This window comes from Patulibacter sp. NPDC049589 (genome assembly GCF_040675535.1).
Lineage (GTDB): Bacteria > Actinomycetota > Thermoleophilia > Solirubrobacterales > Solirubrobacteraceae > Patulibacter.
Map to the genome: position 1 here is coordinate 1 of NZ_JBFAPC010000042.1, position 17,977 is coordinate 17,977.

General features: G+C 74.7%; 16 protein-coding genes. 2 read left to right on the forward strand and 14 right to left on the reverse strand.

Going from position 1 to position 17,977, the window contains the following annotated elements; all coding sequences use genetic code 11:
- Positions 1–208: 208 nt before the first annotated feature.
- From AB0L40_RS10175 to AB0L40_RS10225, 11 genes are all read right to left on the reverse strand, one after another.
- Positions 209–1,672 (reverse strand): HAD-IB family hydrolase, encoded by a 1,464-nt coding sequence (locus AB0L40_RS10175; RefSeq protein WP_364353053.1) that lies wholly within the window; start codon positions 1,670–1,672, stop codon positions 209–211.
- Positions 1,669–4,029 carry a glycerol-3-phosphate 1-O-acyltransferase gene (locus tag AB0L40_RS10180; RefSeq protein WP_364353056.1) on the reverse strand — a complete coding sequence of 787 codons (2,361 nt, stop codon included), beginning with the start codon at positions 4,027–4,029 and terminating at the stop codon, positions 1,669–1,671. The genes AB0L40_RS10175 and AB0L40_RS10180 overlap by 4 nt, the downstream gene beginning before the upstream one ends.
- Before the next feature lie 55 nt (positions 4,030–4,084).
- Complete coding sequence (locus AB0L40_RS10185; protein ID WP_364353059.1) at positions 4,085–5,491, reverse strand: wax ester/triacylglycerol synthase domain-containing protein; 1,407 nt, start codon at positions 5,489–5,491, stop codon at positions 4,085–4,087.
- Positions 5,488–6,333, reverse strand: a complete 846-nt coding sequence (locus tag AB0L40_RS10190; protein ID WP_364353062.1) for an alpha/beta fold hydrolase — start codon at positions 6,331–6,333, stop codon at positions 5,488–5,490. The genes AB0L40_RS10185 and AB0L40_RS10190 overlap by 4 nt, the downstream gene beginning before the upstream one ends.
- 129 nt (positions 6,334–6,462) lie before the next feature.
- Positions 6,463–6,840 carry a limonene-1,2-epoxide hydrolase family protein gene (locus tag AB0L40_RS10195; protein ID WP_364353065.1) on the reverse strand — a complete coding sequence of 126 codons (378 nt, stop codon included), beginning with the start codon at positions 6,838–6,840 and terminating at the stop codon, positions 6,463–6,465.
- A gap of 76 nt (positions 6,841–6,916) precedes the next feature.
- Positions 6,917–7,807 (reverse strand): hypothetical protein, encoded by an 891-nt coding sequence (locus AB0L40_RS10200; protein WP_364353067.1) that lies wholly within the window; start codon positions 7,805–7,807, stop codon positions 6,917–6,919.
- Positions 7,808–7,970: 163 nt separating this feature from the next.
- Positions 7,971–8,324: a type II toxin-antitoxin system PemK/MazF family toxin gene (locus tag AB0L40_RS10205; protein ID WP_364353070.1), complete on the reverse strand. Its 354-nt coding sequence runs from the start codon at positions 8,322–8,324 to the stop codon at positions 7,971–7,973.
- Complete coding sequence (locus AB0L40_RS10210) at positions 8,318–8,560, reverse strand: ribbon-helix-helix domain-containing protein (protein WP_364353073.1); 243 nt, start codon at positions 8,558–8,560, stop codon at positions 8,318–8,320. The genes AB0L40_RS10205 and AB0L40_RS10210 overlap by 7 nt, the downstream gene beginning before the upstream one ends.
- A 121-nt stretch (positions 8,561–8,681) precedes the next feature.
- Positions 8,682–9,152, reverse strand: coding sequence for an SRPBCC family protein (locus AB0L40_RS10215; RefSeq protein ID WP_364353076.1), 471 nt, complete (start codon positions 9,150–9,152; stop codon positions 8,682–8,684).
- A gap of 24 nt (positions 9,153–9,176) precedes the next feature.
- Complete coding sequence (locus AB0L40_RS10220) at positions 9,177–10,664, reverse strand: NAD(P)/FAD-dependent oxidoreductase (RefSeq protein ID WP_364353079.1); 1,488 nt, start codon at positions 10,662–10,664, stop codon at positions 9,177–9,179.
- Positions 10,665–10,757: 93 nt separating this feature from the next.
- Complete coding sequence (locus AB0L40_RS10225; RefSeq protein ID WP_364353082.1) at positions 10,758–11,198, reverse strand: nuclear transport factor 2 family protein; 441 nt, start codon at positions 11,196–11,198, stop codon at positions 10,758–10,760.
- A gap of 330 nt (positions 11,199–11,528) precedes the next feature.
- Between AB0L40_RS10225 and AB0L40_RS10230 the strand changes: the two genes are divergently transcribed.
- A complete protein-coding gene (locus AB0L40_RS10230; protein WP_364353085.1) occupies positions 11,529–13,262 on the forward strand; it encodes a pyruvate dehydrogenase in 1,734 nt (577 codons plus the stop codon).
- Between the two features lie 196 nt (positions 13,263–13,458).
- On the opposite strand, the gene AB0L40_RS10235 is transcribed toward AB0L40_RS10230, so the two are convergent.
- The 3 genes from AB0L40_RS10235 to AB0L40_RS10245 all read right to left on the reverse strand — a co-directional run bounded on the left by AB0L40_RS10235 (position 13,459) and on the right by AB0L40_RS10245 (position 16,721).
- The gene (locus tag AB0L40_RS10235; RefSeq protein WP_364353088.1) at positions 13,459–15,504 is read right to left on the reverse strand and encodes an NAD(+) synthase; all 2,046 of its coding nucleotides are present in this window, start codon (positions 15,502–15,504) and stop codon (positions 13,459–13,461) included.
- Between the two features lie 135 nt (positions 15,505–15,639).
- On the reverse strand, positions 15,640–15,888 hold the full coding sequence (locus tag AB0L40_RS10240) for a CDGSH iron-sulfur domain-containing protein (protein WP_364353091.1): 249 nt from the start codon (positions 15,886–15,888) through the stop codon (positions 15,640–15,642).
- Positions 15,885–16,721 carry a HemK2/MTQ2 family protein methyltransferase gene (locus AB0L40_RS10245; protein WP_364353094.1) on the reverse strand — a complete coding sequence of 279 codons (837 nt, stop codon included), beginning with the start codon at positions 16,719–16,721 and terminating at the stop codon, positions 15,885–15,887. Before AB0L40_RS10245 ends, AB0L40_RS10240 begins: the two co-directional genes overlap by 4 nt.
- A gap of 187 nt (positions 16,722–16,908) precedes the next feature.
- Here AB0L40_RS10245 and AB0L40_RS10250 point away from each other — a divergent pair, with 187 nt between their 5' ends.
- Positions 16,909–17,928 carry an iron-containing redox enzyme family protein gene (locus AB0L40_RS10250; RefSeq protein ID WP_364353097.1) on the forward strand — a complete coding sequence of 340 codons (1,020 nt, stop codon included), beginning with the start codon at positions 16,909–16,911 and terminating at the stop codon, positions 17,926–17,928.
- Positions 17,929–17,977 lie beyond the last annotated feature (49 nt).

Genomic DNA, 17,977 nt, shown 5'->3' on the forward strand with positions numbered 1-17,977 from the left:
CCGCACGTCGGTGACCGCGTCCAGCAGGCCACGCGCGACCAGCCAGCGCTCCAGCGCCACCTCATCCACGTCGGACCCGGTCTGGGCGGTCATCGTGGGGAGCCCGGCGTACGGTGTGTCATCGGTCGGACCGTAGTTCCGCGGACGACCGACGGATATGCCGATCCGCGATCACCCCGGGGCGCCGTTGGGGAGACGCCCCGTCGCCTCAGCCCGCCCCGCGCCCGAGCGCCGCCGGCGGCTTCGGGTCCCAGTCGTCGAGGGTCTGCTGGAAGAGGCCGCGGATGCGGGCGACCTCGCCGTCGATCGACTCCGGGGTCCAGTCGGTGCTCGGCTGCGGCGGCAGCACCTTCACGTCCACGGTGCCGCGGCGGATGAAGCCGTCGCCGCGCCACTGCAGCTCGCCGGCGTTGCGCAGGACGATCGGGACGATGGGCACGCCGGCCTGCATCGCCATGTGGAACGCGCCCTTCTTGAACGGCCCGAGCCGGCGCGTCGTCGACCGGGTGCCCTCCGGCGAGAGGACGATCGACAGGCCGTCGTCGAGGCGCGCGACGACCGGGTCGAGCACCTTGCGCGGGTCGCCCTTCCCGTCGCGCTCGACGAACGCGACGCCGGTGAGGCGCAGGAAGTGCCCGATGCCGGGCTGGTTCCGGGCCGCGGCCTTCGCCACTCCGGTCATGTCCTGGCGCAGGAGCCGCATGACGATCAGGCCGTCGAGCCAGCTCTGGTGGTTGAAGATGAAGACCGCGGGCCGGTGCGACCAGGCGTGCTCCTCGCCCTGAACGTCGATCTTCACCCCCGCGAAGGCCAGCGCCAGGCGGCTGCCGACGTCGAGCGTGACGTCGACGGCGACCTGGCGGTCGCGGTTGAGCACCCCCAGCCCGAGTCCCACGCCGAACGACGTGGCCATGCTCGTGTAGGCCGCGAGCGACCGCACCTTGTCGACGACGCCCAGCGCCGGCCGCGCGACGAAGCGCTCCGTCGGCCAGCCCCGGGCCTCGGCGACGGCCCGCAGGTCGTCGTGGGGGTTCACCGCCACGGGGTGCCCGACGGTGGAGAGGAACTCGACGTCCTCCGCGCCGTTGGCGTAGCCGAAGCTCGCCGTCAGGTCGATCCCCTGCTCGTCCGCGAACGCCTCGACGGCGTCCGCCTTGCCCGGGCCCCAGAGGATCGCGTCGCCCTGGATGCCGCCGTCGAGCACCCCGTCGACGACCGACGGCCGCGTGCAGAGGACGTGCTCGACGTCCAGCTCCGCGACCAGCGGCTCGATCTGGAACGGCAGCGCCGAGCTGGCGATGACGATCGTGTGGCCGCGCCGCTGGTGCGCCTGGATCAGCACGAACGCGTCGTCGTGCAGCCAGCCGCCGGTGACGCTGCGCGCGAGGCGGCGACCGAGTGCGTCGAGGTCGGCCTGCTTCCGCCCCTTCAGCGCGTGCACGCCGACGCGCATCAGCTCGTCGAAGCTGCTCTTCCCGGCCGCGCCCTTGAGGCCCACGAGCGTCAGCCCGGCGAGCTCCATCAGCCCGATGTCGCGGCGCCGGAAGCGGTCCTTCATCAGGGCGGAGGCGGAGTACCCGTCGATCACGGTCCCGTCGAAGTCGAAGATCGCGGCGACCTGCGGGCCCTCGGGCGCGCCCTCCACGGCGGCGAGCCGCTCCTCGATGCTCATCCCGCCACCCGGGCGGCGGCGCGCGAGCGCGTCCGGTCGAAGTCGGCGATGCCCCGCAGCCGGCGCTGGACGTCACGGACCTCGGCGGCGAACGCCGCGCGGCGCTCCGCGAGCCCCGGCGCGTGCTCGACGAGCCCGCGGTTGGCGGCGAGCTTCAGGGCGGACTGGAACAGGTGGCTGGACACGGCTTCCTCGCTGGTCACGATGCGCTGCAGCCGGTACTGCCGGCCCAGGTCCAGGCTACGCCGGACGACCTCGTCGGCGTCGACCGGGGCGTCACCCTGGCGGGCCAGGTGGTCGGCGACGATCAGGTACGCCTCGACGAAGGATCGCAGCACGCGGTGGGCCATCAGCGCGCCGGAGCGCGCGGCCGCCTCGCCGAGCTCGGTGATCCGGTCGGGCCCGTGGTCGCGCCAGTCCGGGTCGATGAGCGCCAGCTCGGCCTGCAGCTCCGCCTTGTAAGCGTCCTTCTCGGGGAAGAAGAACTCGAACTTCAGGAGGTCGCGGATGCGGAACGCGTCCTCGAGCGCCGCCGCGGCCGGGTCCTCGCCCGCGTCGGGCTCGCGGGTCGCGGCGCCCAGGAGCGCCAGCTCGACGATCGCGCGCGTCAGGAACCAGTGGATCGCGGTGTTGCGGTAGAAGGCCGCGACCAGCTCCTGCGCCGGGCCGATCCGGACGACGGGCTCCGGGCCGTCGGTGAACGTCTCGACCACGCCGTTGCCGCGGAGCGTCGCGACCGCCCGCTCGACGCCCTCGGCGGTGGTCAGCGCCTCGGCCCGCTCGCGGCCGGGGATGTCGCGCGCCCGCACGTGGGTGAGGAGCGGCTCCAGCGCGGTCCGGAGCTCCTCGAGCGTGAGGGCGCGGTCCTCGCCGCCGAGCAGGGCGAGCGTCACCAGCGACGTCGGCGTCACCGGGGTCGCCCGGTTGATCCGCGTGCAGATCTCGAACGCGACCTTGCTGCGGGCCAGCCGACGCGCCGCCTTCTCGTCGAGGTCGGGCCCGTCGTGGACGCGCTCGCGCAGCGCCGGGCTCAGCGCCAGCGGCTCGCCGAACGTGACCTGCACGCCGCCGAAGGTGCCCCGCTGCGACCGCGCGAAGTCCATCATCCAGCGCAGGCCCTCGGCCGGCTTCTTGTGGCCGCGGGACTCGGTCGTCATCTCGGCGACCTCCTGCAGCTCGTCGTAGGTGATCGACACCGGGACGACGTGGACGTCCTCGATGTCGAGCTCCTCGACGGCGTCGGCGAGGTAGTTGAAGAGCCCGAGCCGCGGCGGCAGCAGCTTGCCGGTGCGCGAGCGTCCGCCCTCGATGTACCACTCGAGGTTGAAGCGCTTGGAGACGAGGAACCCGAGGTACCGCCGCAGCGTGAACTTGTAGATCTCGTTGCTCTTGAACGTCCGGCGGATCCAGATCACGCCGACGCGGCGGCCGAGCGCCCCGATCGGCCAGAACGCCATGTTGATCCCGCCGAGCGTGTGGTTCGGCGGCAGTCCGTGGTCGTGCAGCAGCGCGGCCATGACGTAGCCGTCGAGGTTCGACCGGTGCGACGGCAGGAAGACGATCGGGTGCTTGGTGCTCAGCTCCCGCAGCCGCTCCATCGCCTGCGGGTCGACCTGCAGCTCGTACGCGCGGGAGTAGAGGAAGCGCGCCCAGCGGACCCAGACGTCGCGCGCGACCTTCTGCTGCTGGGTCGCCATCTCCTCGAGGTACGCGCGCGCGTCGGCGAGCACCCCGGCGGGGTCGCGGCCGAGGTCGCCGGCCAGGCGCGCGGCGTCCTGCACGAACGCCGGCTGGCTCGTCAGCTCGTCGACGACCGCCAGCGGCGCGCGGTAGCGCTCGCCGACGAACCGCCGCTGGGCGCGCTCCAGGGCGATGTCGGCCTGCCGCTCGACGAACCGCGGCAGGTCGTCGGACGTCGACGGGCCGAGCCGCTCGTTCCAGCGGTCCTCCAGCTCGCCGATCGTGGCCGGCGCGCCGACGACGACGAGACAGCGCCCGGGGTCGCGGCGCACGCGACGACCCTGACGGCGGTTGCGCAGGGCGGATGGCTCGCCGGCGGATACCAGGTCGCGGAGCAGTCCGAGGGGGCGGCCGGCGTCGGCGTCGCCGTCGGTCCAGACGACCCGCACCGGCGCGATCCGCCGGTCCCCGTCGCGGGACGCCGCGATCGCCGCGTCCCCGGTGGTGACGACGGGGACGTCGCCGGCGACCGTCGCCCCGAGCTCCCGGGCCGCGGCCCGCAGCAGGTCGCGCTCGACGGCCGTCTCGGCGCGCGCGAGCAGGACGAGCGGGGCGTCGGGCGACCAGCCGTCGGGCCGCACGACCTCGACGCGGGAGGCGTTCGCCGTCGGGCTCACGACGTCCGTCCCCCGGCCGCGGCGGCGCCCGTCCGGCCGGGTCGTGTCACCGGCCTCATGCGACCGCCCCGGCCGCGAGGACCTCTTCGAGGCCCTCGCGCAGGCTCGTACGCAGCAGCCCGACGTCCGTCACCGCGGCCGTGTCGACCGCTACGCCGATGCAGCAGGTGCCGCGGTGACTGATCAGCGTCGCCATGAACGCCGAACCCGGCACCGGGCCCATCGGGTAGACGGCCAGCACCTCCGCGCCGGCCATGTACGCGACGCGGTCGAGGCCGCGGAAGTTCGAGGCCTGGACGTCGAGCCCGTGCGTGAAGCTCGCGGTCGCGCGGGTCAGCACGGCGGTCGGCAGGCGGCTCATCAGCGGCGCGGTGGCGCCGGTGAAGTCCAGCGCGGGCTCGTCGCGGGCGGCCAGGACCTGCTCGCGGATCCGGCGGACGCGCTCCGCGGGGTCGGGCTCGCCGACCGGCAGCGCGATGCGTGCGCCGGCGAAGCGGTTGCCGCCCTCGGAGTCCCCCGCGGCGCGGAGGCTGATCGGCATGCCGAGCGGCACGGCGTCGACCGCGACGCCGATCGCCTCGTGGTAGCGCCGCAGGCCGCCGCCGAGCGCGGCGAGGTACGCGTCGTTCAGGGAGCCGCCGAGCGCCTTGCCGGCGGCGCGCAGGTCGGCCATCGGCACGTCGAGCGGGAAGACCGCGCGGCCCAGTCCGCGCTCGCGCATCGCCGGCGAGGGCGCGGCCGGCGACGCCCCGGCGACCCGGCCGAGCGAGCGGGCGTAGCGCAGCGCGGCGGTCGTGCTCGCACGCGGCCGGCGGGCCAGGCCGCCGAGCGAGCGGGTGCCGCGCAGGACGATTCCCGGGGTCCTCCCGGCCTGCCGCGCGGCGTTGCGGACGACGAGCCCCGGCCCCGAGTGCGACGCCGAGGGCGCGATCGAGCCGACCCCCTCGGCGGTGGCCGTCGGCTCGGCGGTGTGGCTGTGCAGGAGGTCCAGGAGCTGGACGATCGCCGTGCCGTCGGCCATCGAGTGGTGGAGCTTCAGCAGGTACAGGGCCTGCCCGCCGGGGAGCCCCTCGACGAGCACGCCGAGCCACTGCGGGCGGTCGCGGTCGAAGGCCTCCATGTGGAGGTCGGCGGCGACGGCGAGCGCGTCGTCGAACGTGGCGCCGGCGGGCAGGACGACGCGGCGGACGTGGTGGGCCAGGTCGACGTCGGCGTCGACCCATGCGGGCTGGCCGACGCGCGAGACGTCCTCGAGGATCCGCTGGCGCATCCGCCGCACGCGCTGGACGCCCCAGCGGTGCCCGGCGACGAGGCGGTCCCAGTCCGGGGCGTGGTCGAGGACCTCGACGACGACGCCGGCGGAGCGCAGCGTCGGGTCGGCGTCGGCCCGCCACATCATCGTCTCGAACGGCGTGAGCTCGTCCGCCGTGCCCCAGTCGGCGGCCTCGGGGACGCGGCTCACGCGGACGTCCCGGCTGCCGCGTCGGCCTTCGACGTGACCTCGAGGATCGTGCGGGCGACCAGCGGCGGGTCGTCGAACATCGGCACGTGGCCGACGCCCGGCAGGTGGACGACCTCGGCGGTCGGCAGGCGCCGCAGCAGGGGCACGCCGTAGCCGGGGAATGGGATCGTGCGGTCCAGCTCGCCCCACGCGACCCGGATCGGGCACGTGGCCTGCGACATGTCCTCCGCGAACGGGCCGTCGCGCAGGGTCGCCGCGAGGAACGGCTCGAGCACCGTGCAGGCGCCGAGGTCCTCGACCATCTCGAGCGCCGCGACGGCAGGCACGCGCTCGCCGTGGGCCATCGCCCCGCGGAACGCCCAGTGCCGCGCGCGGGGCCGGCGCAGGATCCGCAACACCGTCGGGTTCGTCACCGTGCCGAAGCGCGACGCCTGGCGCATGAGCTTCGAGACGCGGGCGAGCAAGCGGTCGTCGAGCCAGCCGCCGGCGGGCGACAGCGCGACGGCGGTCCGGGCGCGGCCCCGCCGGGCGAGCTCCAGCGTCACCCAGCCGCCGAGCGAGTTGCCGGCGATGTGGGCCGTCGTGAAGCCCGCCGCGTCCATCGCGCGCTCGACGTCGTCCGCCAGCGACGCGACGCTGATCTCGGTGCCCGCCGGGTGCGGCGTGCCGCCGCCGTGGCCGAGCAGCGTCGGCGCCAGGACGTCGTGCGCGGCGGCGAGCGGCTCCAGCACGGGCGTCCAGACGCGCCACGTCCCCGTGAGACCGTGGAGCAGCACCAGCGGCGTGCCGTCGCCGGTGCGGAGGAAGGGCGGGAGGCCGGATCCGGTCGGGGCAGGCGGCATGGGGATGGTCCGATCTGGGGCGCGGTGCGGCGGGACCGGGAAGGCCTCCGCCGTGCACGACCGTATCCGGCGTACGCGATGCGCCGGTCATCGTCCTCGCCGCGGGTTGTCCGACCCGACAGCGCCCGGCTACCCCAGGAACGGCCGCGGGTCGAAGTAGTCGCGCCAGAGGGCGATCCTCCCGTCCCGGACGACGAACGTGCCGGCGACGGGGACGGAGGCGACGCGGTTGCCGGCCGGGTCGTCGAAGTGGTCGATCCGCTCGGTGACGACGCGGTCGCCGGCGACCGCGAGCGCGAGGACCTCGACGATCATCGCGTGCATCGCGTACTGGTCGACGAAGTGCTGCCAGAAGCCCTTGATGGCCTCGATCCCCTCGGCGGTCGGCAGCCCGGTGTTCTGCCAGATCGCGTCCGGGGTGAAGTGCTCGTCGACGGCGGCGAGGAGGTTGCCGGGCTTCGCGGCCGCCTCGAAGTACGAGCGGACGACGGATTCGGGATTGGTCACGGTGGGGTTCCTCTGGGTGGTGCCGGTGGTGGCTCGTCCGGGACGAGCCGAAGGTGGGACGTGCGCGCCCCCGCGATCAGTCGGCGGGGACCCCGACCGGCTGCTCGGCCGCCCGGGCCGGCGGGGGGTCGGGGGCCGCGGCCGCCGGCGCGACGGCGGGCGCGGTGCGCGCCGCCTCCTGCTCCTGGTCGTGGATCAGCAGCCGCGCCGTCCACCAGAGGCCCGTGGTCACGAGGCCGACGCTCGCGAAGGCGGCGAGCCAGAGCAGCGGCATCGAGGCGTCCTGCGAGGAGTTGATCGCGATCAGGGCCGGGAAGCCGGCACCCAGCGTCGTGAACGCGAAGTTCGCCGGGAAGAGGACGAAGACCGCGGCGAGGTGGATCCTCTTGGTCGCGCGGCGGCTCAGCAGCGCGACGAGGATCGCGAAGCCGGTGATCTGGCCGGCCTCCATGAACGAGATGTAGACCGGGTAGTCCAGGAGGTCCGTCGGCTGCTTGCCCCAGTACGAGTAGAGGTGCAGGTTGATCATCAGCGTCTCGAAGAACCACGTCGTGAAGGCGGTGATCCCGGCGAAGCGGAAGACCTGGCGCATCGTCGCGGCCTTCGCGAGGCCCTGGTACATGAAGATCACGGGCCCGGCGAAGACGACGATGTAGGCCGGCATCACCCAGACGGGCTGGGGCAGGTCGAACGCGGTGAAGAGGGTCCACTGCGCGTCCCCTCCGCCGTCGTCGTAGACGTGCCAGAACAGGTGGTAGGCGATGTCGTAGAGCGGCTCGATGAGGCTGCCGACGGCGATCGCGAACCACAGCAGGACCGCGAGCGGCGAGCCGTCGCGGCGGTAGATCCGGACGGCCTGGACGAGCAGCGCGATCGACAGCGCCCAGAGCACGACCGTGACGCCGGTCTGCAGGGCGGTGTTGAGGTCCGGCAGGTCGCCGGGCTGGTCTGGGATCGCGGGGGGCATCGGGCTCTCTCCTCGGTGACGGCGGGCCGACGGCGTCCGTGGGCGCACCGCGGCAACGCGAACGTACGGCGTCCCCCACCGTCAGACCTCCCCCCAATGGCGCATCGCGCTCGGCGATGTGGGGGAGGAGCGCGCCCCGTGGGACGAGGTCCTCCCGGGTCGATCAGCCGCGAGCCGACAGCCCGAGGGCGCCGGCCAGTCCGGCGTCGAGCTCGGCCAGCGCCCAGGCCGGGAGTCGGCCGATCAACTCCTCGAGATCCAGCCGGTCGACCGTCATCACCTGCGTCACGTCGACCACCGAGTCGCGATCCAGACCCGACACGTCGGCCGGCAGGAGCACGTTGCCGGGCATGACCGCGAGCCGGACGTTCGACGTCACGACCGCGACGGTCACGGTGCGCAGCCGCGAGGCGTTGAAGTCGTCGGAGCTGACGACGACGACCGGTCGGCGAAGGCCTGGGCCGGACCCGCGTGGCACGCCGAGGTCGGCCCACCACAGCTCGCCGCGGGTCACCACGGGCTGCGTGCGGTGGTGCGCCGGCCCCCTTCGGCGAGGAACGCATCGTTCTCGTCGGTGTCTCCGGCCGCCGCCAGCGTGGCGTCGATCCGCGCGGTGACGCTGTCGCGTTCGAGCTCCGCCAGCCACCGCTCCGCCGCTCGCGCGTAGAACTCGCTCCGCGAGACGCCGAGGCGGGCAGCGGCTTCGTCGACGCGGGCGAACGTCGGATCGGGGACGGAGATCGCCGTCTTCATGACACGAGTATAACCAAGTATGACCGGCTGGTCCGATGAAGCGGGAGCCGTCGCGATGCAGGGCCTGTCGGCCCGCCCCGCCTCGCCGCGCCTCGCCGCGCCGCCGGGCGCCTGGCCGCGCTCAGCCCGCCGCGAAGTGCTTGCGGGTGTCCGAGAACAGGCTGCCGAAGATGAGCTTGTTCAGCGGGCCGCCCGGCTTGCCGAGCGTCGTCGGCTCCAGCGCGATCGTCCAGGTGAAGCGGCAGGCGTCCTCGCCGTCGGGCTCGACGACGTAGTCCTCGGCCAGGCGCTTGAACAGCGGCAGGTTCGCGGAGGTCACGTAGAACGCGTGGCGGTGGCCCTCCTCCCAGACGAAGAAGTGCTCCTGGACGGTGATCGCGCCGCCGAGGACCTTCATCTGGCGGGTGGTGCCGACGCCGAACGGGCGCTCGGACGTCCACTTCCCGGACAGGAGCCGGCACCAGTCCAGGGGCTTCTGCTCGACGAGCTCCCCCCAGACCGCGGAGGCCGGGCGGGGGACCGCGAACGTCTCCTTGTAGATCGAAGGGGCGGAGGCGAAGAACGCCTCGTCGACGGGCTGCAGCTTGGGCACGGGAGCAGTCTCTCCGGACGGGGGTCAGGCCGCAACGGCGGGATCGCCGGCGCCGCTCGCGGGAAGGGCGGGGTCGGCCTCGGCGCGGGCCTCCGGGACCGGCTCGGCGGCGGCCCGCCACGACGGCGGCTTGGGCGTCGGTCCGACGTCCCACCCGTCGCGCTCGGTGCCGGCGGAGCGGGTGGAGCGGAAGCCGTCGAGCAGGCGGTGGCGCCGCGCGCCGATCTCCATCGGCAGCTCGCCCCAGACCTCGCGGAGGATCGCGCGGCGGTCCGCGCCCGGCGCCCGCAGCGCCGCCCACAGGCCCCGGGCCATGCGGGCCGGGGTGATGATCGCCTCGATCGGGCGGGCCCGGTTGAACGTGTCCGACAGGTTCGGTGCCTCGCTCCCGGAGAACGTTCGCAGCACCTCGCGCACCAGCGGCGACGCGGGGCCGGGCCGCGACTCGCGGTTGCCCCAGTGGTACGTCGAGATCGTGTCGGCGTCGCGCGCCTGCTCCCACGTCACGAGCGCGGCGTCGAGCTCCGCCGGGTCGTGCAGCGTCGTCGCGGCGGCCTCGCCGAGCAGGCGGCCGAACTTCAACGCGTCGCGCATGCCGTTGCCGGTGACGGGGTCCTTGAAGTGGCCCGCGTCGCCGGCCAGCGCCCAGCCCGGCCCGCACGAGCGGCGGTAGTACGACGAGAGGTCGTCGGTCGTGCGCATGCGGCTGAGCCCGCCGGCGGCGCCGATCCGCTCCTTCAGGGCCGGGTCCTTGTCGAGCATGTCCTGCCAGCCGGCCTCCGGGTCGGCGCGGATGCCGGGGATCGCGGCGGCGTCGGTCATGTTCGCCACGAGCGTGCGGCCCGCCGGGCACGACGGCAGCACGAGCACCTGGTTGCCGTGCGCGCGGAAGATCTGGAACGCGCTCGGCGCGTCCTCGCCGAGCGGGTCGTCGACGTAGCGGAACGCGAACCCGCGGCCGTTGCGGGACGCGCGGTACGGCTCCCAGGCGTCGACCTCGGCGGCGACGCGCGAGCGCCGGCCGTCCGCGCCGATGACGAGCCGCGCCTGGATCTCGTACGACCCCTCGCGCGTCCGGCAGCGCACGCCCGCCGCGCGGCCGTCGCGCCAGACGACCTCGTCCACCGAGGTGCCTTCGCGGACGTCGGCGCCGGCGTCGCGCGCGGCCTCCACGAGCAGCACGTCCTGCTGGTCGCGCGGGATGCAGAGCCCGTAGTCGATCCCGGAGAACGGCTTGAACCGCTCGCGGACCTCGAGGTCGCCGTCGTGGAGCGTCAGGTACCGCGACTTCGCCGGCCCGAGGGCGAGGATCTTCTGCAGGGCGCCCATGAACTGCAGCTCCTGCACGCCGTTGGGGACGAGGACGTGCGTCGACATCGTGTCGGCCGGGAAGCGCGCCTTGTCCAGCACGACGACCCGCAGCCCGGCGCGGGCCAGGGGGACAGCGGCGGCGGTGCCGGCGCAGCGCGCGCCGACGATCACGACGTCGGCGGTCTCGATCGGGTCGGTCATCGGAGGGTCCTGGGTCGGGTCGGGGTGGGGAGGGGTGCGGCCGGGCCGGGACGTCGTCCGGGCGGGGCGACGCGCCGCCCGGGGGCGGTCGGGTCAGGCCAGCCCGATGGCGCGCAGCAGCGTCAGCGAGTCGTAGTACGCGTGGACGGACGTGGCGCGGCCGTCGGCGTCGACCTGCCACGTGTCGCTGCCGAGGACCTCGAACGCGTTGCCGCTGATCGGCGCGCCGGGAGGGAACTCGCCGGTGTGCGTGCCGGTCATGACCCACTCCGACGAGACCCGGCCCGTCGCGGCGTCGAGGAGCGGCTCGCCGACCGCCTCGATGCGGAAGTCCGGGAAGCCCGTCCAGGCGCCCTGGAAGAACCCGCCGGCGCCCTCGTGATCGGTGATCGGCCCCGGCAGGAGCGGGTCCGTCCAGTGCACGTCGGGGTGGATGACCTCGAGCGCGACGGCGAGGTCGCGCTGGTTCCAGGCCGCGAGGTACCGCGCCGGGTAGGCGGCGAGGACGTCGGTGGAGACGGAGGTGGTGGGCATGGAGGGCCTCGGGTCGTGGGACGGGGCTCGCGGCGGCGGTGCGTCGCCGCGAGCGCATCAGGGTGGTTCGTCGACCCTCGCACCGGCGATCGGTCCCGGCGCCTGCCCGACGGGGTAACCGCATCGCTCGCGGGGGGACACGCGCCGCCCCCGGTCGTCGTCTCCCGCCGTGATCGGGAGGAGGCGGCCGGCAGCGACAGGGGACGGACGCGGTCCGCTGCCCGTCCCACAGACCCGCCCCCGCGTGGGTGCGAAGCTGACGGGACGGGCAGCGGGGGCTCTCCGCCGCCCCGCGCACCGCCGCCACCGCACCCGACCGGGAGTCCTCCCTTGAACATCGCCGAGCAGTTCGTCCGCGTCCTCGTGCAGGCCGGGGTCCGCCGCGTCTACGGGGTCGTCGGCGACTCGCTGAACCCCGTCGTCGACGCGATCCGGCGCATCGACGGGATCGACTGGGTGCACGTCCACAACGAGGAGGCCGCCGCGTTCGCCGCCGCGGCCGAGGCGCAGGTCACCGGCCGGCTGGCCGTCTGCGCGGGCTCGTGCGGCCCGGGCAACACGCACCTGATCCAGGGGCTCTACGACGCGCAGCGCTCGGGCGCGCCGGTGCTCGCGCTCGCGTCCGACATCCCGTCGGAGCACAAGGGCACCGGGTTCTTCCAGGAGACCCACCCCGAGCGGATGTTCGTCGACTGCAGCACGTGGTGCGAGACGATCCAGAACGCCGGGCAGATGCCGCGGCTGCTGCGCGTCGCGATCCAGCGGGCGATCGGCGACCAGGGCGTGTCGGTGCTCGTGATGGCCGGCGACGTCGCCGACCTGAAGGCGACCCACCCGCTGGGCGAGAGCGCGTTCGTCAGCGAGCGCGCGACGCTGAGCCCGCCGGAGTCGCAGGTCCGCGCGCTCGCGCAGGCCCTGAACGACGCCGAGAAGGTGGTCCTCTTCGCGGGCGCGGGCGCGCGGGACGCCCGGGAGGAGCTGCTCGACCTCGCGTCGACCGTCGCCGCGCCGATCGGGCACACGCTGCGCGGCAAGGAGTTCCTGCAGTACGACAACCCCTACGACGTCGGCATGAGCGGGCTGCTCGGCTACGGCGCCTGCTGGGAGGCGATGCACGACGCGGACCTCGTGGTGCTGCTCGGCACGGACTTCCCGTACCCCGAGTTCCTGCCGGGGTCCCGGACCGCCCAGATCGACCGCGACCTCGGCCGGATCGGGCGGCGCGTCCCCGTCCAGCTGCCGGTCCACGGCGACGTCCGGGAGACGCTGCTGGCGCTCCGCCCACTGCTGCACCGCACGCCCGACCGGGAGTTCCTGAAGCGCACGCTGCAGCGTCACGAGAAGATCCTCAGCGGGGTCGTCGACGCCTACACCGGCGACGCGAGGCAGCGCACGCCGATCCACCCCGAGTACGTCGCGGACGTCCTCGACGAGCTCGCCGACGACGACGCGATCTTCACCGTCGACACCGGCATGAACAACGTCTGGGCCGCCCGCTACCTGACGCCGAACGGCCGCCGCCGGGTGATGGGCTCGTTCTGGCACGGGTCGATGGCCAACGCGCTGCCCCACGCGGTCGGCGCGCAGTTCGCCGCGCCCGGCCGGCAGGTCGTCTCGATGTCCGGCGACGGCGGCCTGGCGATGCTGCTCGGCGAGCTCCTGACCGTCCGCCGGCACCACCTGCCGATCAAGACGATCGTCTTCAACAACTCGTCGCTGGGGATGGTGAAGCTCGAGATGCTCGTCGAGGGCCTGCCCGACCACGAGACCGACCACGACCCGATCGACTACGCGATGATCGCCGCCGGCGTGGGCATCCCGTCGCTGCGGATCGAGCGGCCGGAGGAGCTCCGCGCGGGCCTCGCGAAGGCCCTGGCCGCCGACGGCCCGGTCCTCGTCGACGTCGTCACCGACCCCAACGCCCTGTCGATGCCGCCGCACGTCAGCGGCGAGCAGATCCGCGGCTTCGCCACCGCGGCGGGCCGGACGGTGCTGAGCGGCGGCGTCGGCCGGATGGTCGACCTGGCGCGGGCGAACCTGCGCAACGCGGGGGCGCTGCGCTGACCCGGCTCCGGCCTGCGGCCCGCCGCGAGCCGGAGCCGGTGGTCACCAGGATCGGTACCTCCCAGGAAGGGCTCCTGGTGGCGGTCCGGCGGGCGGCCGGCCGCCGGACCCGGCGGACCACGGTCACCAGGATCGGTACCTCCTAGGAAGGCTCCCTGGTGACCGCGCGGCCGGCTGGCCGTCGCAGCGTCGTGACTCAGCCGCCGGCCCACTCCTCGACGTCCCACCGCTGCAGGTCGCGCAGCCAGGCGGCCGCCGAGCCGTCCGACGGCGCGCGCCAGTCGCCTCGGGGGGACAGCGAGCCGCCGGCGGTGACCTTCGGGCCGTTGGGCATCGCCGAGCGCTTGAACTGGGCGAAGGCGAAGAAGCGGCGATGGAAGAGCTCGAGCCAGCGGCGGATCTCGGCCGCGTCGTACCCCACGCGCTTGGCGTCCGGGAAGCCCGCGGGCCAGGCGCCCGCGTCCGGGTCGTTCCAGGCGTGGCAGGCGAGGAAGCCGATCTTCGACGGGCGGAGGCCGTAGCGCAGGACGTGGAAGAGCGTGAAGTCCTGCAGCGCGTACGGGCCGACCTTCGACTCGGTCGACTGCAGGGCCTCGCCGGGGACGAGCTCGGGGCTGATCTCGGTGTCGAGGATCGCGAGCAGCGTCGCGTTGACGTCGGCTCCGAAGCGATCCGACGAGGCGACCCAGCGGATCAGGTGCTGGATCAGGGTCTTCGGCACCCCGCCGTTGACGTTGTAGTGGCTCATCTGGTCGCCGACGCCGTAGGTCGACCAGCCGAGCGCGAGCTCCGAGAGGTCGCCCGTGCCGAGCACGATCCCGCCGCGCTGGTTGGCGATCCGGAACAGGTAGTCGGTGCGCAGCCCGGCCTGGACGTTCTCGAACGTCACGTCGTACTGCGGCTCGCCGGCCGCGAACGGGTGGTCCATCTCGCGCAGCATCAGCGTTGCGGTGTCCGTGATGTCGAGCTCGGCCGCCGTGATCCCCAGCGAGGCCATCAGCGCGTGCGCGTTGGCCTTCGTGTCGTCGCCGGTGGCGAAGCCCGGGAGCGTGAAGCCGAGGATGTCCGTGCGGGGCCGGCCCGCGCGGTCCATCGCGTTGGCGGCGACGATCAGCGCGTGGGTGGAGTCGAGGCCGCCCGACACGCCGATCACGACCTTGGGGTCGCCGATCGCGCCGAGGCGCTGGACGAGCCCCGCGACCTGGATGTTGTACGCCTCGTAGCAGTCCAGCTCGAGCCGCTCGGGGTCCGACGGCACGAACGGGAAGCGCTCCAGCCGGCGCTTCAGGCCGAGGTCCCCCGCGGGCGGCGAGAGCGTGAAGCGGACACGTCGGAACGCGTCGGTGCGCGCGGCGTGGATGCGGCGGTTGTCGTCGAACGTGCCCATCCGGGCGCGCTCCTGTCGCAGCAGGTCGAGGTCGACGTCGGCGACGGAGCGGCGGTCGCCGTCGGGGAAGCGCTCGGTCTCGTCGAGCAGGACGCCGTTCTCGTGGATCATCGTCTGGCCGTCCCACGAGAGGTCGGTCGTCGACTCGCCCTCGCCGGCCGCGGCGTAGACGTAGGCGGCCAGGCAGCGGGACGACTGCGAGCGGCAGAGCAGCCGGCGGTCCTCGGCGCGGCCGACGGTGATCGGGCTGCCCGACAGGTTCAGCAGCACCGTCGCGCCGGCCAGCGCGCCCTCGGAGCTCGGCGGCACCGGGATCCACAGGTCCTCGCAGATCTCGACGTGCACGACGAGCCCGGGGACGTCGTCGGCCTGGAACAGCAGGTCGGTGCCGAACGGCACGTCCTCGGCGCCGATCCGGATCTCGCCGCGCTCGTCGGGGCCGGGGGTGATCTGCCGGGCCTCGTAGAACTCGCGGTAGTTCGGCAGGTACGACTTCGGCACCACGCCGAGGACACGGCCGCGGTGGATCACGACCGCGCAGTTGTAGACCCCGTTGCGGTGGCGCAACGGCGCGCCGACCGCGAGCACCGGGGTCAGGCCGGCGGAGCCCGCGACGACCGTCGCCAGCGCCGACTCCACCTCGTCCAGGACGGCGTCCTGGAGCAGCAGGTCCTCGATCGAGTAGCCGGTCAGCGTCAGCTCGGGGAAGACCGCGACCGCGACGCCGTCCGCGTCGCACGCGCGGGCCTGCCGCAGGACCGCCTCGGCGTTGGCCGGCGGATCCGCGATCGCCACCCGGGCGGTGCAGGCCGCGACCCGGGCGAAGCCGTGCTGGTACAGGCTGCGGAAGGACATCTGCCCTGGAGTGTTGCGCCCGGACCCGCGACGCGCCTCCTCCGGGCGGATTCGACCGGGCAGCGGTCGCGTCGCACGGGCCGGTGGCCGGCCCGTCCGCGGCCCCGCCGGCGTCGTGCCGCGTCGCCGCCCGGGTCAGCCCTCGGCGTCGTCCCCCGCCGCCGGCCCGACGCGGTCCTCGCGCCCCGACGGCGCCCGGAAGCGCGTCGTCGCGTGGGTGCCGTCGCAGAACGGGCGGATCCGGGAGCGGCCGCAGCGGCAGAGCGCGACCGGGCTGCGGCCGGCGTCGATCAGGCCGCCGTCCTGGTCGCGCAGGACGACCGGCCCGCGGACGATCAGCGGGCCGTCGCGGTACGTCGTGATCGAGACCTCGTCGTCGCTCACGGCGTGCGCACCGACCCGGCCATCCCGATCTCCCCGTCCTCGGTGGCGGCGTCCCCCGACCCGGCCGCCGTGACACCCGACCCGGAGGAGACACGGCCGCCCCCCGCGCGCGACGCGGGCGCGGACCCCGCGGGCCGCACCGCCCGGACGACCGCGAGCTCCTCGTGCTCGTCCTCGGGGGCGACGAGACCCAGGGAGCGCAGGTACGCGGCGCGCTCGCGCATCACGGGACCGAAGGCCAGGCTCCGGCGGACGGTGACCTCGGCGTCGAGGCCGCCGGCGCGCAACAGGTCGACGGTGCGCTCGATCCCGGCCACGTGGCTGTGGACCAGGAGGACGACGCCGCCGGGTCGCAGCCGTCCGGGGGCGGCGCGGCAGATCCGGTCGATCACGACGCGCCCGTCCGTGCCGGCGTCCCAGGCCCGGGCCTCGCCGCGGCGCGGCACGTCCGCCCGGGTCGCGGGGACGTACGGCGGGTTGGACACGATCACGTCGAACGCGCCGGTCACCGCGTCCAGCAGGTCGCCGCGCAGCACCCGCCCCGGGACGCGGTGGCGGCGGAGGTTCAGGCGGGCGGTGAGCGCGGCGCGGCGCGACACGTCGACGGCCGTCACGTCGGCGCCGGCGAGCGCGGCGGTCAGGGCGAGGACGCCGCTGCCGGTGCAGAGGTCGAGGACCCGGGCGCCCCGCAGCTCCTCCTCGGCGAGGGCCGCGGCCAGGAGCCACGAGTCGTCCGTCGGGGCGTAGACGCCGGGCAGCGCCGCGAGCCGCAGCGGCGGTCCGGACGCCGGGCGCGGGAGGGAGGAGGAGACGATCGCTGAAGTGTCGAGCATGGGGTCGGGGCACGGGTTGGTGCCGGGGCGTCCCTACCCGCAACGCGGGGCGCCGAACGCGCCGGGCCTCGGGAGATCCCGCGACCGTCCGTCCGGGCGCCGCGGTCCCGGGCGGGGCCGGCCCCGGCGGCGGTGGCGAGGCGCACCCGGACGCTTGCCGCGCCGGCCGCTGGGTAGCTTCCCCTCCATGGCCCCGTCGCACCTGCCCGCGCCCCGCGGCCCCCTGAGCACCCTCCTCCTCGAGGCGCTCGTCGCGGCCCCCGGCGCGCTCGACGGCGCCACGGCGGAGGTGCCCGCCGCGGCCGACGTCCTGGCCGACGAGGACGTCCAGCTCGCGCTCTACTGCTGCTACGAGCTGCACTACCGCGGCCTGCCCGGCGTCGACGACCGGTGGGAGTGGGACCCGGGCCTGCTGCGCGTGCGCGCCGTCCTGGAGGCCGCCTTCGAGGCCGCGCTCCGGGCGACCGTGCCCGCCCCGGCGGACGTGGACCCGCGGCACGTGGACGACGCGCTGCGGGCGATCGCGGCCGACGACGACGCCCCGTCGGTCGCCCGCCACGTCGAGCGGCGGGCCACCGCGGACCAGGTCCGCGAGCTGCTCGTGCACCGCTCCGGCTACCAGCTGAAGGAGGCCGACCCGCACTCGTTCGCCCTGCCCCGCCTCTGGGGCCGCCCGAAGTCCGCGATGGTCGAGATCCAGGTCGACGAGTACGGCGGCGGCAAGCCCGACCGCATCCACGCGGACCTCTTCGCGGCCACCATGCGGGCCCTCGGGCTCGACGGCTCCTACGGCGCGTACCTCGACGTCCTGCCGGCGACGACGTTGGCGACGGTGAACCTCGCGTCGTTCTTCGGCCTGCATCGCCGGCTGCGGGGCGCCTGCGTCGGGCACCTCGCGCTGACCGAGATGACCTCGTCGGTCCCGTCGCGCCGCTACGCCGCGGGCCTGCGCCGGCTCGGCTTCGACACGGCCGAGGCCACCGACTTCTTCGACGAGCACGTCGAGGCCGACGCGGTCCACGAGTCGATCGCCGCGGTCGACCTGGCCGGCGGCCTCGCGCTGCAGGACCCGGAGATGGGCCGTGACGCGCTCTTCGGCGCCGCGGCGCTCGTGGTGCTCGAGGCCCGCTTCGCCCGGGCGCTGATGTCGGCGTGGGAGGACGGTCGCCCGTCGCTCCTCGCGGCGCTGGCGAGCCCGGCGGGCTGACGACGGGCCGGCCGCGCGGTGGGCCGCCCGTCGCCCCGCGAGGCGCCGG

Bases quoted from the DNA above. Each gene is read 5' to 3' on its own strand.
- AB0L40_RS10235 (WP_364353088.1), bottom strand. From the start codon at position 15,504: ATGTCCTTCCGCAGCCTGTACCAGCACGGCTTCGCCCGGGTCGCGGCC.
- AB0L40_RS10175 (WP_364353053.1), bottom strand. From the start codon at position 1,672: ATGAGCATCGAGGAGCGGCTCGCCGCCGTGGAGGGCGCGCCCGAGGGC.
- AB0L40_RS10200 (WP_364353067.1), bottom strand. From the start codon at position 7,807: ATGCCCCCCGCGATCCCAGACCAGCCCGGCGACCTGCCGGACCTCAAC.
- AB0L40_RS10225 (WP_364353082.1), bottom strand. From the start codon at position 11,198: ATGCCCACCACCTCCGTCTCCACCGACGTCCTCGCCGCCTACCCGGCG.
- AB0L40_RS10190 (WP_364353062.1), bottom strand. From the start codon at position 6,333: ATGCCGCCTGCCCCGACCGGATCCGGCCTCCCGCCCTTCCTCCGCACC.
- AB0L40_RS10250 (WP_364353097.1), top strand. From the start codon at position 16,909: ATGGCCCCGTCGCACCTGCCCGCGCCCCGCGGCCCCCTGAGCACCCTC.
- AB0L40_RS10220 (WP_364353079.1), bottom strand. From the start codon at position 10,664: ATGACCGACCCGATCGAGACCGCCGACGTCGTGATCGTCGGCGCGCGC.
- AB0L40_RS10245 (WP_364353094.1), bottom strand. From the start codon at position 16,721: ATGCTCGACACTTCAGCGATCGTCTCCTCCTCCCTCCCGCGCCCGGCG.
- AB0L40_RS10210 (WP_364353073.1), bottom strand. From the start codon at position 8,560: ATGAAGACGGCGATCTCCGTCCCCGATCCGACGTTCGCCCGCGTCGAC.